Origin of the sequence: Chitinophaga horti, from assembly GCF_022867795.2 — a bacterium.
Taxonomy (GTDB): Bacteria; Bacteroidota; Bacteroidia; order Chitinophagales; family Chitinophagaceae; genus Chitinophaga; species Chitinophaga horti.
This window is the reverse complement of record NZ_CP107006.1, coordinates 286,662-300,629: the sequence shown is the minus strand read 5'-3', so window position 1 is coordinate 300,629 and position 13,968 is coordinate 286,662. Positions and strand designations below refer to the sequence as shown.

At 50.0% G+C, this 13,968-nt stretch carries 12 protein-coding genes and 1 other RNA gene; 3 read left to right on the top strand and 10 right to left on the bottom strand.

Translation table 11 applies throughout. The features are described from left to right. Nucleotides 1–6: 6 nt before the first annotated feature. Entirely contained in the window at nt 7–744 is a 738-nt protein-coding gene (locus tag MKQ68_RS01360; RefSeq protein WP_264281762.1) for a TrmH family RNA methyltransferase, read from the top strand. Nucleotides 745–881: 137 nt separating this feature from the next. On the opposite strand, the gene MKQ68_RS01355 is transcribed toward MKQ68_RS01360, so the two are convergent. Then, a complete protein-coding gene (locus MKQ68_RS01355) occupies nt 882–2,114 on the bottom strand; it encodes an ABC transporter permease (RefSeq protein WP_264281761.1) in 1,233 nt (410 codons plus the stop codon). Between the two features lie 307 nt (nt 2,115–2,421). On the opposite strand from MKQ68_RS01355, the gene MKQ68_RS01350 reads away from it, so the two are divergent. After that, nucleotides 2,422–3,705 (top strand): type IX secretion system plug protein, encoded by a 1,284-nt coding sequence (locus tag MKQ68_RS01350; RefSeq protein ID WP_264281760.1) that lies wholly within the window; start codon nt 2,422–2,424, stop codon nt 3,703–3,705. Nucleotides 3,706–3,740: 35 nt separating this feature from the next. On the opposite strand, the gene MKQ68_RS01345 is transcribed toward MKQ68_RS01350, so the two are convergent. The 6 genes from MKQ68_RS01345 to MKQ68_RS01320 all read right to left on the bottom strand — a co-directional run bounded on the left by MKQ68_RS01345 (nt 3,741) and on the right by MKQ68_RS01320 (nt 9,797). Beyond that, nucleotides 3,741–5,081 carry an NAD(P)/FAD-dependent oxidoreductase gene (locus MKQ68_RS01345; RefSeq protein ID WP_264281759.1) on the bottom strand — a complete coding sequence of 447 codons (1,341 nt, stop codon included), beginning with the start codon at nt 5,079–5,081 and terminating at the stop codon, nt 3,741–3,743. 619 nt (nt 5,082–5,700) lie between these two features. Next, on the bottom strand, nt 5,701–6,408 hold the full coding sequence (locus MKQ68_RS01340) for an MIP/aquaporin family protein (RefSeq protein ID WP_264281758.1): 708 nt from the start codon (nt 6,406–6,408) through the stop codon (nt 5,701–5,703). A gap of 13 nt (nt 6,409–6,421) precedes the next feature. Next, nucleotides 6,422–7,927 carry a glycerol kinase GlpK gene (glpK, locus tag MKQ68_RS01335; RefSeq protein WP_244837234.1) on the bottom strand — a complete coding sequence of 502 codons (1,506 nt, stop codon included), beginning with the start codon at nt 7,925–7,927 and terminating at the stop codon, nt 6,422–6,424. 170 nt (nt 7,928–8,097) lie between these two features. Continuing rightward, complete coding sequence (gene fsa / locus MKQ68_RS01330) at nt 8,098–8,748, bottom strand: fructose-6-phosphate aldolase (protein WP_244837235.1); 651 nt, start codon at nt 8,746–8,748, stop codon at nt 8,098–8,100. A gap of 149 nt (nt 8,749–8,897) precedes the next feature. Next, an RNA gene (gene ffs / locus MKQ68_RS01325) (signal recognition particle sRNA small type) lies at nt 8,898–8,996 on the bottom strand. 93 nt (nt 8,997–9,089) lie between these two features. Then, complete coding sequence (locus MKQ68_RS01320) at nt 9,090–9,797, bottom strand: hypothetical protein (RefSeq protein WP_264281757.1); 708 nt, start codon at nt 9,795–9,797, stop codon at nt 9,090–9,092. Between the two features lie 88 nt (nt 9,798–9,885). On the opposite strand from MKQ68_RS01320, the gene MKQ68_RS01315 reads away from it, so the two are divergent. Continuing rightward, nucleotides 9,886–10,686 carry a class I SAM-dependent methyltransferase gene (locus MKQ68_RS01315; RefSeq protein ID WP_264281756.1) on the top strand — a complete coding sequence of 267 codons (801 nt, stop codon included), beginning with the start codon at nt 9,886–9,888 and terminating at the stop codon, nt 10,684–10,686. Here the strand turns inward: MKQ68_RS01315 and MKQ68_RS01310 are convergent. From MKQ68_RS01310 to MKQ68_RS01300, 3 genes are all read right to left on the bottom strand, one after another. Continuing rightward, a complete protein-coding gene (locus MKQ68_RS01310; protein ID WP_264281755.1) occupies nt 10,683–11,474 on the bottom strand; it encodes a shikimate dehydrogenase family protein in 792 nt (263 codons plus the stop codon). The genes MKQ68_RS01315 and MKQ68_RS01310 overlap by 4 nt on opposite strands. A 23-nt stretch (nt 11,475–11,497) precedes the next feature. Next, complete coding sequence (locus MKQ68_RS01305; protein ID WP_264281754.1) at nt 11,498–12,265, bottom strand: phosphosulfolactate synthase; 768 nt, start codon at nt 12,263–12,265, stop codon at nt 11,498–11,500. Nucleotides 12,266–12,457: 192 nt separating this feature from the next. Further along, the gene (locus MKQ68_RS01300) at nt 12,458–13,888 is read right to left on the bottom strand and encodes a tetratricopeptide repeat protein (protein WP_264281753.1); all 1,431 of its coding nucleotides are present in this window, start codon (nt 13,886–13,888) and stop codon (nt 12,458–12,460) included. Nucleotides 13,889–13,968: the final 80 nt, after the last annotated feature.

The window sequence follows — 13,968 nt, the reverse complement described above, 5'->3', positions numbered from 1 at the left end:
GACCCTATGTTGTCAAAGGCGCAAATTAAATATATTCAGGCATTACAGCTAAAAAAAAACCGTCAAAAATTCGGCCAGTTTGTAGCGGAGGGTGATAAGATCGTGCAGGAGTTACTACTGGCCAACCAACAGGTTGCCGGAGTATATGCTACCCGCGAGTGGCTGGAAGATCACCGCGACCTGGCCGAAAAGGCAGCTGGCGCCAATGTAACAGAAGTGGATGCCGCCGTACTGAAACAACTCTCCTCCCTCTCCACCCCTAACGGCGCACTGGCTGTAGTGGCCATTCCGGCTGCTGAAAAGCCGGTACTGTACGGGCAGGTAAGCCTGGTACTGGAAACCGTGCAGGACCCGGGCAACCTGGGCACCATTATTCGTATAGCCGACTGGTTTGGCATTACGCAGGTGATTTGCTCCCCCGACTGCGTGGACGCCTACAATGCCAAAACCGTTCAATCTACTATGGGAAGCATTACCCGGGTGAAAGTATATACCACCGACCTGGTGTCCCTGCTGGCAGATACCACCGTCCCCTCCTACGCCGCCACGCTTCACGGCGATAATATCGCCGGCTATGGCAAAATCACCGAAGGCATGATCCTCATCGGCAACGAATCCCGCGGACTGAGTGACGAAGTTATGGAGCTATGCAGCCACCGCATCACCATCCCGCGACTGGGCGGGGCCGAGTCGCTGAATGCCGCTGTGGCTACGGGGATTATTTGTGGACGGTTGCTGATTTAGAACAGCGTTGCCATTGGCAGTGCGTGCGAATCCTGTTTATTTAAACCGGTCGGCCACAGGGAATATTTATCGCACGGCAGCGTTACCCATGCGAATACCGCTTATCTAAACCAGGCAGCCATAGCCATGCCCCCCGCCTACTTAAACTGTATCGCCCGCACCGGAACGATCTTCCGGATCAATATAGAAGGAATATAAAGGATGACGGTACAAATGACGAGTGTACCAACGTTGATCAGCGCCACCTTCCACCACTGCAGGGCGATGGGCGCCACGCTCATATAATATGACTCTTCGGGCAGTTTGAAGAAACCTGTTTGCTGCTGCAGGAAGGCCAGTCCCAGCCCAATGACATTCCCAATTACCACGCCGGTTAAGACGATATACGCACTCTGGAACACGAAGATCTCCTGCAGACTGTTATCGTGCATGCCCAGGGCTTTAAGAATACCTACCATGTTGGTGCGCTCCAGGATGAGGATGAGGATGGCCGTTACCATGTTGATAATGGCAACGATCGTCATGATGATCAGTATGATCACCTCATTTTTGTTCTGCAGCGCCAGCCAGTCGAAGATGTTGGGATAAATATCCTTCATCGTGCGTACGGTCTGCTTCTCCGGCATGAAATCCACCAGCAGTTCTGCGGTTTCGTCCATCTTCGTATAGTCTTTCAGAAAGATCTCGTACCCGCCTATCTGGTTATCTTCCCACTCATTCAGCTTGCGGATCAGTTGCAGGTCGCCCAGGAAATAGGTTTTATCGTACTCTTCGATGCCCGTCTTATAAATCCCCACGATCGTAAGTTTACGCGCCCTCGGTGGCAACCCGCCGCCACGCACGAAGTACACGATAATCGGATCATTCAGTTTGAGGTTAAGCAAGGTGGCGGTACCCGCGGAGACGAGCACTTCCGAAGCAAAAGCCGAGTCGTTATATTTGATCAGGCGGCCTTCCTGTAAAAAGCGGCCGATGTTCTGCCAGTTATAATCGGGCCCTACGCCTTTGAAGATCATTCCCTCTATATCTTTGCCCGCCTTTACAAGTACCGATTTGGTGGCGAACGTATTGATGCCCGTCACACCCGGAAGCGCCAGCGCCTTCTGTCGAAAGTTTGCGTCATTGAAGATCGGCGGCTGCTCCGTGAGCGGACTCGCATTCGGCTGGTACAGGTTTACATGCAGGTGACCCCAAAAGCTGAATATCTTGTCCTGTATCGTTTGCTGAAAGCCCGTTACCAGCGCCGTAGCCAGTATCATTACCGCCACGCTGATAGCGGTAGCCGCAGTGGCAATCGTGATGATGAAACGGGAAAACGACGAAGCCTTGTTGAAGGCGATTCGCCGGGCAATGAAAAACGATACTCGCATGAATGACATTTACGCGCATCAAACCTAAAGAAAATTTGCCAAAACAACATCGCAACTGTTCGTCACATGCCATTATCGTTTAGTCACATCCACCGGCGACACCTGCGCGGCCTTATTAATATTGCAGCACGAAACCACTACTCCCCCTGCTGCTGTTAGCCGCGCCCCTCCTGCATGCCCAGGAAAAATGGCAAACTTATTTTGATAGTGCCGCCTTATACCAGCCGCTACAGGGCAACCTGCTCGCCGCCGCCAACGCTGGACAAACTGGGCAAATAGTTGTACCTTAAATGCCCATTACAGCATTATGAGAACAGCTTTTTCGATATTACTATGCCTGTTGCTGGGCTGCGGCTACGTAGCCCACGCGCAGGCCGATGTGCAGACGCCGGACCATGTGTACCTGAAGAACATCAAGACCGTTAAACTGACCCGCAGCGGCGACCCGCTTTCCACGCCGATCATCACACTTAACAGCGGCGAAAAACTGTCGCTCAGCTTCGACGACCTGGATGCCGATGTAAAAAGTTACTACTACACCATCGTGCATTGCAACGCCGACTGGTCACGCTCCAACTATAACATATTCGATTACCTGCGCGGCTTTACCGAAAACAGGATACAAGACTCGAAGTTCTCCCGTATGACGTTGCAGCGCTACACGCACTACAGTCTCGATTTTCCAAACAACAGCTGTACGCCTATCAAGTCGGGCAACTATATGCTGAAAGTTTATCTCAACAGCGATACCAGTCAGCTGGCCTTTACCCGCCGCTTTATGGTGCTGGATACGAAGGCCTCTACCGGCGGATTTATTTCTACGCCCATCAGTCCGAAAACATTTAAAACACACCAGAAGGTAAACTTCTCCATCAACATCAAAGCATTGAACGTCAACAACCCGTTCATGCAGGTTAAGGTGGTGATCCTGCAGAACAACCGGTGGGATAATGCGATCACCGGCATCAAACCGATGTTTGTAAAAGGCGATGTGCTGGAATACAATGCTGAAAACGACTGCCAGTTCCCGGCAGGTAAGGAGTGGCGGTGGATCGACCTGCGCAGCCTGCGTTTGCAGACCGAACGCGTGGCACACACCGACTACCTCAAAACGGGCACGATCGTGTATGCGCAACCAGACCCGGAAAGAGGGAATGGCCGCTACTTCTACCTGGGCGATATCAATGGCAGGTTTCAACCGGCCATGTTGGATAACTACGACGTAAACATCGAAGGCGACTATGCCACGGTGAATTTCACCTATCCATCTCCGGAGCCCTACGCCGGTTATGACTTGTACCTGTTCGGAGAATTGACGAACTATGAGTGCAACGAAGACAACCGCCTGCGTTACAATGGCCAGCGCCGCGCATACGAAGGCAGCCTGGTATTGAAGCAAGGTTTCTATAATTACATATACGGGTTGATAGACCGCACCAACAACGGTAAAATGAGTACCGAGAACACCGAAGGCGATTGGTGGGAAGCGGAAAATAATTACACCGTGCTGGTGTACTACCGCTCCCTCGGCGGCCGGGCAGACGAGCTCGTGGGAACGTTACAAATGAACTCCCTCAAAAACAGGAAATAAAAAAGCGGCTGTCGTATAAGGCAGCCGCTTTTCTTTTATGACTGATTTAATGCCACATCACTGGGCGAATCTATCGTTTGTCTCAATTTTACAATATTCGCTGCACCCCGTTTAATGATGATACGTGTGCCCCGGTCGAACGTAAGGTAACGGTACGCCCAGTTAATGAATACCACCATCTTGTTACGGAAGCCCATCAGGTTCAGCAAGTGTACGACCATCCACACGATCCACGCGAAATAACCGCCCAGCTTTAGTCCGAGGAACTCCGCCACCGCACGGTGACGACCAATCGTAGCCATACTGCCGAGATCTTTGTATTTAAATGCCGTCATCGTTTCGCCTTTCAATTGCCGGCGGATGTTGTTACCCAGGTTTTTACCCTGCTGCGTAGCTACCTGCGCCACCATCGGGTATCCCTTCGGGTAGCGCTCATCATTGGCCAGCTGTGCCGCGTCGCCGATCGCATACACATTCGTATGTCCTTTTACCTGGTTAAACTCGTTCACCAAAATGCGTCCGTTCGGGATCAGGGCATCTTGCGCGATGCCTGCAATAGGTACACCCTTTACACCAGCAGACCATAACAGTGACTGGGAACGGATCTGTTCCCCATTTCCCAGCGTGAGTACCTGGCCGTCATAATCCTTCACCGCGGTGTTAATCAATACCTTCACACCCAGTTTACGCAATCCTCTCACCGTTTTCTCAGACGATTGCTCACTCATGGCCGCCAGCACTTTGGGGCCGGCCTCGATGAGGTACACCTCCATGAGGTGTACAGGCAGCTCCGGGTAATCTTTCGGCAGGATGTACTCCCGCAATTCTGCAAACGCACCTGCCAGTTCCACACCCGTTGGTCCACCGCCTACCATCACGAAGTTCAGCTTCTGGCGTATAGCCGTTTCGTCCGTCATCAGCAGGCTTTCTTCGAATTGCTTCAATACGTAATTACGGATTTGCACCGCCTCTATCAACGATTTCATGCCGATCGCATGCTGCTCTATCTGCTTGTTACCGAAGAAGTTAGTGTTACTGCCCGTGGCGAGTATGAGGTGGTCGTAGCGAATGGGGCCAATATTAGTGTCGAGTATGTTGCCCGCCGTATTTACCGATAATACCTCGGCCATGCGGAAGTGAAAATTCTTTTGCCTTTTAAAAATCCCGCGGAGCGGAAACGCAATGCTATCCGGTTCCAAGCCTGCCGTTGCTACCTGGTACAGGAGGGGTTGAAAGAGGTGATAGTTATTCCTGTCGAGCAATACTACCTGCACGGGTGCCTTTCTTAAAGTTTTGGCTAACATGATGCCTCCGAATCCTCCCCCCACGATAACCACGCGGGGCTGACTGGTTTCCGGGATGTTTGGCTGTAACATATCTTAAGTTTTAATGTTCCTAGTCTCTTCTCTTATTCTTTGATACTCACTAAGTCGTTGCGGCAAATGCCGTACCATCACTTAGTCTCCGCAAAGTTACTAAACTTTCAGAAAACTTTGAAAGTTAATAGTAAGATTTTCCGGATTTGATCATTGGTCCCCTGTTAAGCGTCCGTTGCTCCGTTCAACATTCACGGCGCTCTTCACCTTTCCAAAAAATGGTAAAATACTATCATCCGAAATTCCCCGATAAATTGCTCCCCGGCCCATCCGCCTGCATAGCGTCTGTACAGGGAAGGCCCATCCATGCTGCATCCTCCGTTGATCCTTTAAGGACCATAGGTTCATCCTAGGCTTACCTTTCGTTAATCTTTCGTTCAACCTAGGCTCATGAACGTAGGTTGAACGAAGGATGAACCTAGGTTGAACCTAGGATGAACCTAGGCAATGTAAAGGATGGTTACGGGATGTTGGTAGGATATTAACGGGTTTGCCTATGTTGACCTGGCGATGCGCGTTGTATACCCTGGCGGAAACCGGCCGCACCGCCGCCGCCGGGCAACAAAAAAGGGGCTGACTTACCAGTCAAACCCCTTCGTTTTTTATAGTGCTGCTCGTTTTACGACAACTGCATAAAGACCAACGCTGCCAATGCGGCTCCTATGAACGGGCCTACGATCGGCACCCAGGAATATGCCCAATCGCTGTCGCGCTTACCGGGAATAGGCAGGATGAAGTGCGCCAGGCGCGGTCCCAGGTCACGCGCCGGGTTAATGGCGTAACCGGTTGGGCCGCCCAATGACAAGCCGATGGCGAGTACGAGTAGCGCTACCGGTAAGGCATCCAGTGCGCCCAGTCCTACTCCGGGTTTGGCGATGTAAAACACACCCAGGATCAGCACAAATGTTCCGATGATCTCCGTTAATAAGTTATAGAACGGGTTGCGGATGGCTGGCGAAGTACAGAATACCGCCATCTTGAGGTCCGCATCCGTGGTTTGGTCGAAGTGTTGTTTGTAGGCCAGCCACATGGTGATGGAGCCGGTCATGGCCCCAAGCAGCTGCGCCAGGAAATACAAGGGCACCTGCTCCCAGGCAAACTTGCCAGCCACGGCCAGTGCCAGCGTAACCGCCGGGCTCAGATGCGCGCCGCTAAAGGAACCTACCGAGTACACGCCTACAAAAACTGCCATCGCCCAACCGAAGGTGATCACGATCCAGCCGCCGTTCTGGCCTTTGCTTTTGGTAAGTAATACGTTGGCTACTACGCCGTTACCCAGTACAATCAGGAGGGCGGTGCCTAAAAATTCTGCTAAAAAGGGACTCATAACGTGTATTTAATTAATCATTTGAATCGTTCGCCCAGGCCTTTGCTGCATTCACGGCGCGCTTCCAGCCTTTGAGTAAAGGTGTACGCTGCGCGTCTTCCATCTGCGGCTCAAACTTACGGTCTTGTTGCCATTGCGTGCGCACTTCATCCATATCTTTCCAGAAACCACAGGCCAGTCCGGCGAGATAGGCGGCGCCCAGCGCAGTAGTTTCGGTGATCTTCGGCCTTACTACCGCAGCATTCAGCACATCGCTCTGGAACTGCATCAGCAGGTCGTTGGCAGTAGCACCGCCATCTACCCGCAATTCAGCAATACGAATGCCCGCATCTGCCTCCATGGCTTTTAATACATCGACCGTCTGGTAAGCAATACTTTCCAGCGCCGCCCGTGAAAGGTGTGCTGCCGTTGTGCCACGCGTAAGCCCCACGGCCGTTCCCCGTGCGTATTGGTTCCAGTGTGGTGCGCCCAATCCCGCAAAGGCCGGTACGAGATACACCCCATCAGTATCTTTTACTGAAAGTGCCAGCTGCTCCACATCGCCGGAGCTGCGGATGATGCCCAGCCCGTCGCGCAGCCACTGTACTACCGCGCCACCGATGAATATGCTGCCTTCCAGCGCGTACTGTACCTTGCCGTTTACCTTCCAGGCGACAGTGGCGAGCAGGTTGTTGCTGGATTCAATGATCTTATCTCCCGTATTCATCACCATAAAACACCCGGTACCATAAGTATTCTTCACCATACCCGGCTCCGTACACATCTGCCCGAATAACGCCGCCTGCTGGTCGCCGGCAATACCGCCGATGGGAATACGATAAGGTGTAAGCGTAGCCTCGGTATAACCATACATTTCGCTGCTCTGCCGCACTTCTGGCAGCATAGACGCGGGAATGCCGAGTATGTCCATCAGCTCCTGGTCCCACGACATGGTGTGAATGTTATATAACAGCGTACGCGAGGCGTTGCTCACATCGGTAATATGTAATTGTCCTTTACTGAAGTTCCATACCAGCCAGCTGTCGATCGTACCGAACGCCAGCCTGCCTTTGTTCGCCATCTCTCGTGCACCGTCCACGTTCTCTAATATCCAGCGGATCTTGGTGCCGGAGAAGTAAGCGTCTACGATCAAACCGGTCTTTTTACGGAAGGTATCGGCGTATCCCTTTTCGCGCAGCTCATCACAGTAAGCTGACGTTCTGCGATCCTGCCATACAATCGCATGATACAGGGGTTTACCGGTTTCACGGTCCCACACTACGGTGGTTTCGCGCTGGTTGGTAATACCGATAGCACATACCTGGTCGCCGTCAATCTCTGCCTTGAGTAATACTTCGGCTGCTACGCTGGCCTGGGTGGTCCATATTTCCATGGCATCGTGCTCTACCCAGCCCGGTTGCGGGTAAATCTGCGGAAACTCTTTCTGGGCAACAGCGATGGTGTTACCTCCCTTATCGAATATGATGGCGCGCGAACTGGTAGTACCCTGATCGAGGGCCATGATGTACTGTTGCTTCATATGCTTAATGCGGTAAATCTTTTAGATGTGGAAACGGATAGATAGTATTGCATAACGTGGCACCTAGCTTTACGAGGTATCAAGGTACTAAAATTTATTTGAGTAAACCAAGCGCGCAATAAAAAACCCGGCAAGCAAGCTTACCGGGTTTTTAAAATATCGCAGTACTACTAGAGTTTCTTTGCGTCTTCGAGGAATTTAGCCAGACCAATGTCGGTCAGCGGGTGTTTCAACAGGCCGAGGATGGAATCCAGCGGGCAGGTACACACGTCCGCACCAACTTCCGCACATTTCACAATGTGAAGGGCGTTGCGGATAGAAGCGGCCAGGATCTCTGTTTTAAAGCCCTGCAGGCTGTAAATCTGCGAGATCTGTGCGATCAGTTCAACACCATCCCAGCTGCTGTCGTCGATGCGACCGATGAACGGAGATACGTAGCTGGCGCCTGCTTTAGCCGCCAGGATAGCCTGACCGGCAGAGAATACCAGGGTACAGTTAGTTTTAATACCGTTGTCTGTAAACCATTTGATGGCTTTAACACCGTCTTTGATCATTGGCACCTTCACCACGATGTTCGGATGAATAGCCGCCAGTTTCTTACCTTCTTCGATGATGCTTGCAAAGTCGGTAGACAATACTTCTGCGCTTACATCGCCATCCACGATCTCGCAGATCGCTTCGTAATGCTTCAGGATATTGTCGGCACCGTTGATGCCTTCTTTCGCCATCAGGGACGGATTCGTCGTTACGCCGTCAAGAATGCCCAGATCGTTTGCTTCTTTTATCTGTGCCAGGTTAGCGGTATCAATAAAAAATTTCATGATTAAATTGGTTATAATGTTTCCAAATGTAAGAATAAAGATAAACTTGCTAAAGCTATTTTAGCTGTTTTACGTGGGAGTTACAGAAGTAGATCTAATTTTTATGAGCGAGGATGCTATAGAGAGGTAGTGAGAACCACTGGAAAAAAAAGTGGCAAGTTACTTATATCGCACCGCTTCAACCGCCTACCCTTGCTACATTCCTGTCCTGGGGGATTCAGCAGGAGCTGGTCGTATAAGACTTGCCGATGCAAAGGTAACTATAAGTTGATAATAAGCAAATTAAAGTCGAAGCAATTCTGAATTATTTTCTGAAATCCTTTATAGCAAAGCCTTTCAGCCTAATATCCTTTTTTCTTCCGGCTTGGTTGCAGTACGTCTTTTTCATTTTTGATGAGTCCCGACAAGTCCTCCGGCCCTTGCTTGACCGGTATTGCCGCTTTGATTTTCAGATCCGAATTAAGGCGGTATACGGCCTCTACGTGAATTATTTTAGTGGTGGAATCGTACCTGTCCAGCAGCACGTCCTGCCCGTGCAGCTCTGCGCCCTGTACGCTTAAATGCACACGCCCCGTATCCAGCGGAAAGATGCGGCCGCTGCTATATACACCTTCTACGTTCACGTAAAAGTATTCGCCCCGTTTGAGGCTATCGGTGTATTGGCGAAAACGGATATCGGTAAGATAAGGCAACTGCAGATCTACTCCGAACTGCTGTCCCGGCGCTTCTTTCAGGCTAACGGTAAAATGTGCGAGGTAACGTTTAGGGCGAATAGCAGCGCGGTTAAAATGAAACTGCCCGTTCCGGAAAGTACCATCATCCGTTTGCACGGTCAACTGATTCCAACGGATGGTGCCGCCGGAAAGGCCTACGGTAGCGCGGCTGGAGCCGTCTTTATAAATGACTTCGAAGCCTACGGGTGCATAGTCGTACAGTTCCGCTACCGCCGATGAGTCGTAATATGCCACCACTTTTTCGATGCGTTGCTGTGCCGCCGCCAGCACTGGCAACGTCAGCAGGAACAGTACATTCAGGAGTTTGCTGCTCATATCTCAATAAAGACTAAAATCATTCCAAATATTCGGTTGCATTGCGCTCCGGATTTTTTATCTATTTTCACACAATTTTCAGAAAAAGATGGCGCTTAAGCAACACACAGACGCAAACCTACGCTACCAGCAACAGGTAGACAACTCCCGCAATTACGTATTGCCGTTCATTCAGCAGGAAATGCCCGACCTTAAAGGCCTCCGCGTAATGGAGATCGGCTGCGGCGAAGGTGGTGTACTTACGCCATTTCTTGAAACAGGATGTTACTGCGTAGGCGTAGACCTCTTCCCCGAAAGGATCGCGCTGGCAAACGGTTTTCTTAAACAGTATGTAGATAACGGTCAGCTGAAGCTGATCGCGAAAAATATTTACGACGTCGACTTCATGGGCGAGTTCAAAAACTCATTTGATCTCATCATCTTAAAAGATGCGATCGAACATATCCCCGAGCAACATAAACTCATTGCTTACCTGAAAGACCTGCTCACCGTACGCGGACAGGTGTATTTCGGCTTTCCGCCATGGTACATGCCGCATGGTGGTCACCAGCAAATCTGCCAGAACAAAGTAATCAGCATGTTACCGTGGATACATGTGCTGCCCAGGCCTGTTTACCGCGGACTGTTGCGCATGGCGGGCGAGCATCCGTCTACCATCCAGGAGCTGATGGAGCTGGTGGATACGGGCATTACAATCGAACGTTTCGAGAAAATTGCGAAGGAAGCGAATTACCACATCACGAAGAAAAAATACTACCTCATCAACCCTATCTATAAATACAAGTTTAACCTGCAACCGCGCGAGCAGTTCGGTTTTATGAAAAGTATTCCGTTCGTACGGAACTTCTTCACGACTTGTATGTATTACCTGATTAAGCCGAACAATTAACTGTTCCAGATTTCCCAGCTGGCCTCTGCCTGCAGAATGAGCATTTCGTGCCCGTTCTTGATCACAGCGCCTTTTGCCGCGCCCTTTTCGAGGAACAATGGGACGGCTGGATTGTACACCAGGTCGTACAGCAAATGCCTGTCCGTAATATATTCATAAGGAATGGGCGGTGCAGTATCTACTTTCGGATACATGCCTAGCGGTGTTGTGTTGATGATCAGTGTATATTCCTCCATCATCGCCGGGGTAAGCGATTCGTAAGCAATAGCGGTATCGGTGGCGTTGCGGCTTACTTCTTTAAAGCCTATGCCGAGTTCCTTTAAGACAAACTTCACTGCTTTTGCTGCGCCACCTGTACCTAACACCAATGCTTTGTTATGATGCGGCTGCAATAAAGGCTCCAGCGAACGGCGGAAGCCGATCACGTCGGTATTAAAGCCTTTCAGTTTACCATCTTCACCGAGGCGGACGCAGTTGACCGCACCAATCTCTTTCACCGCTGCGCTCAGCTCATCCAGGAAAGGGATCACCTCTTGTTTATAAGGGATAGTTACGTTGATCCCTTTCAGGTCAGGCTGTTGTTTCCACAGCTCCGGGAACTGCGAAATATTTTCCAGCGGAAAGTTTTCGTACAGGCATCCCTGTATGTGTTCGCGTGAAAATTTCTCAGCAAAAAAACTTTCGAAAAGGAGTGGCTTAAGGGGAAGCCGATCAATCCGTATACTTTCATGTAATGTTATTAAAAAGAATGTCCTCTGTAGCAGGTGTAAATCTACTACAGAGGACATTATAAAACGAATAGTTTATCTCGCTAGTCTTTGTTATTCAGGAACAGGTGGAAAGTATCGCCTCTTAAACCTACACGCATCGCTTCGAGGGAGATCATTTCGTGTGGAGCAAGGTTACCGAGGTTTACGTTGCAACCTACCAGTTCCAGGAAGTACAGCTGTTGCGCTTTCTGCGGTGCTTCCCAAATGATTTTTTCAGCTGGGATCTGTGTGAGAATCTCCTGCACCAGGCCTTCACGTACCTCTCCCGAACCACGGTAAATACCAACGTTACCGCTTTCGCGTGCTTCGGCAATTACATAACTGGCGCCGGCTTCCAGTTCTGCGCGCATCAATTCGATCCATTTATAGGGAGGAATAATGTGCTCAGCGTCTTTAGAACCAACTTCGCTCAGTACGGTGAATTGTTTGGCCAGTTTCTCAATATAGCCACATTTTTCAGAATGCGGGATGGTGATAGAGCCATCAGAAACCTCTACGTGTTTAATATTATAGTCGTTTAATACTTTTACATAGTCCTCGAACTGGTTGCGGATCAGGAAAGCTTCGAACAGCGTGCCGCCAAAATATACAGGGAGGCCGGCTTCCTGGTACAGTTCTATCTTTTGACGAAGGTTAGGTGTTACGAATGAAGTCCCGAAACCGAGCTTCACGATATCCACATGCGGTGCTGCTACTGATATGAAATTCCTTGCTTCCTCCAGGCTAAGACCCTTGTCCATTACCATTGTGAGACCGAAATTACGTGGCTTAGCCGTTCTTTCCGGGATTTGTGTCAGATTAAAATTCATTTGCAACATAGTTTTTCTTCTTAATGGTCAGTCGTAACCCATCAAAAGAGCGTTGGCCTTTTTACATGGTATCCCTTTGAATACCGGGAATGTTATAGCTGTTTACATCGGTTTTCTGCAAAACCGCCGCAAAAATAAGAAGTATACTGAATTGTGAGGGAAGAAATTAGACGAGGGCCCAAAATACTGCGATCAACGTTTTTTACGGTACTGGGAAATAAGCTCTACCACAGAGGTATGCTGCAGGATGGACGGGTCCAGTTCTACCAGCTTTTTGATCTGTCGTGGCGCTACCTGTAAGGCATTCTCAAGCTGCAGCAATCCTTCCTTCGTTTTGCCTTCTGCAATGAGCAGGGCCACCCGATAATAAAGGAACACCGGTTTACGGCCCAGCTTTGCTTCGGCTGCTTCCAGCTGCGCGAGGGCTTCTTCGTAGAAACCAGCTACATACAATCCCCGGATCAGCTCCTGCCAGGCGTTCGGACTACTCGGCCGGATGCGTACCGCGTTCACGAAATGGATAAGGGCATCTTTCGTACGCCCCTGTTCAAGGTAACACTCTCCCAGGGCCATATTATACTCGGCGCTTTGCTTATTGATCTTCAGCGCCGCCTGTAGTGACTTAATTGCATTATCCCAGTTAGCTTCGGTCATATAGGCCACGGCTATCTTATAATATAACTTATCGTCATTCGGGCTTAGGTGCGAAGCTTTGCGGTAATAGTAACGTGCCTGGGTATACTTGCGCATACGCTCGTAACAATGACCGATCGCCTCATAGATCACATCCTCCGGCTTGGCGATCTCCAGGTGTTTGGAGAGCACGTCGATGGCTTCGTTGTACTTACGCAGGCGAATGAAAGCATCGCCCATGTTGCGATAGGCGTAATCGAACTTTTCATCGATTGCCACCGCATACTGATAAGCGTCGATAGCCTTCTCGTAAAGCTTTAAGCCCTGGAAAGCGGTACCGAGGTTAAACCAGGCCAGCTGGTTATACGGGTGCTCGTTAATAATATTGGTGTGCAGGCGGATGCTTTCTTCATTACGGCCGGTAAACTCCGTCCAGAAACAGATCTTATGCAGCGCCTCTTCGTTGTTAGGATCGTGCTCAAGTAAAATCTTGAGGCAATCAAATACCTTTTCAAACTCCTCCCAGTCGTCGTATACGTCGGCCAGCTCCAGCAGCAGTTCGGTGCGGTCTTCCCCATCGAAATGGTCGATCTGCTCTTCGAGTACGGCAGCGGCCTTTTCGTGCTGGTTCATAGCCAGGAACACGTCTGTCTTTAGGATATAGAGGTTAATATCGTTGCTATCCAGCAATTCTGCCTTGTCTAACAGCGACAACGCCTCTTTATATTTCTTGGTTTCTATTAAAAGTCCGGATTTTTTCAGGAGCAGAGTGGAAGAATAAGGAAACTGCTCGATGGCCAGTTCGGCCGCATGGATGGCGTTGATCAACTCGTCATGCTCATCGTAATAATCGATGATCTGCTCAAAAGAATCCTCATCCAGAAAAGAGTGAGCCCGGCCCGCCACCAGATTTTCATACTGCTGAAGCAGGTCCCTCAAGTCTTCAAAATCCTCGTTAAACTCGTTAAATGATGGGAAATCGTGATTCATTAACGTAAATATAGGGGATTTTCGACCTGCCGCCAAAATCCGGAAACCTACGGCAGAGAAACTTTTTAACATTTTTTTAA